General features: G+C 34.3%; 2 protein-coding genes. One reads left to right on the top strand and one right to left on the bottom strand.

Annotated features, from left to right (window positions below; translation table 11 throughout):
• The first annotated feature begins 143 nt into the window (after nucleotides 1-143).
• Nucleotides 144-359, top strand: a complete 216-nt coding sequence (locus BG20_RS13070) for a hypothetical protein (RefSeq protein ID WP_238527465.1) — start codon at nucleotides 144-146, stop codon at nucleotides 357-359.
• On the opposite strand, the gene BG20_RS02545 is transcribed toward BG20_RS13070, so the two are convergent.
• On the bottom strand, nucleotides 356-568 hold the full coding sequence (locus BG20_RS02545) for a hypothetical protein (RefSeq protein ID WP_010190528.1): 213 nt from the start codon (nucleotides 566-568) through the stop codon (nucleotides 356-358). The genes BG20_RS13070 and BG20_RS02545 overlap by 4 nt on opposite strands.
• Nucleotides 569-700 lie beyond the last annotated feature (132 nt).

The raw sequence follows: 700 nt of genomic DNA, 5'->3' as shown, positions 1-700 counted from the left end.
GCAGGAATAATTGCGGTACTAGTGGTTTCTATAACTACGAGTACACTTACAGTGATTGCGCAGGATTGTCACTAGCATTTATCAGTGGATTTAATGTTGTTTTGTTATCTACGCCAATATAGTTTGCAGGAATTGCACTTAGGATGACTTTGCTGCTTAATTTGATTGGCCAATCAATTGGGCCATCAATTGCCGGAATGTTTCAACAAATGCATCGTGGCACAGTAACAAACGTTTCAGGAAATTTTCCAACACCAGATGCATATAATTTGATATATCTTACAGCGTTTGCAATATCGCTGACATCAGTTGTATTTGCAATATCATTAAATGGAAAGGTCACAGTACAGAATAGCTAAAGATTTTTAGAAATTTCTTTTTTTGTATCTTCAATTGATTTCCAGACTTGTTTGCTTTCGGCATACAGACGGTCTGCCATCTCTGAATTCTTACGCTCTCGTGCATTTTCATAGAGTTTGCATATTTTCTTGTGAGACTCAATTAGGGATTCAAGTTTTTCCTTCAACTCTGGTTTTGTCAGATCTTTTGGAAAATCGTAATTACTCATCAAATGTATAGTGTGACCAAACTAGATATGCTTTAGTGATAAATTATATCAAATAATGGAAAAACTTCATAGTAATGTAGATTTTTTTGACAATGATGATGATCGTATGTGAAAAACAAACTTAAATTCACA

It is taken from the genome of Candidatus Nitrosarchaeum limnium BG20 (assembly GCF_000241145.1).
GTDB classification, from domain to species: Archaea; Thermoproteota; Nitrososphaeria; order Nitrososphaerales; family Nitrosopumilaceae; genus Nitrosarchaeum; species Nitrosarchaeum limnae.
This window is presented reverse-complemented; position numbering and strand designations above follow the sequence as displayed.

Coding starts and splice junctions, on each gene's coding strand:
- BG20_RS13070 (WP_238527465.1), top strand. CDS start 144: ATGACTTTGCTGCTTAATTTGATTGGCCAATCAATTGGGCCATCAATT.
- BG20_RS02545 (WP_010190528.1), bottom strand. CDS start 568: ATGAGTAATTACGATTTTCCAAAAGATCTGACAAAACCAGAGTTGAAG.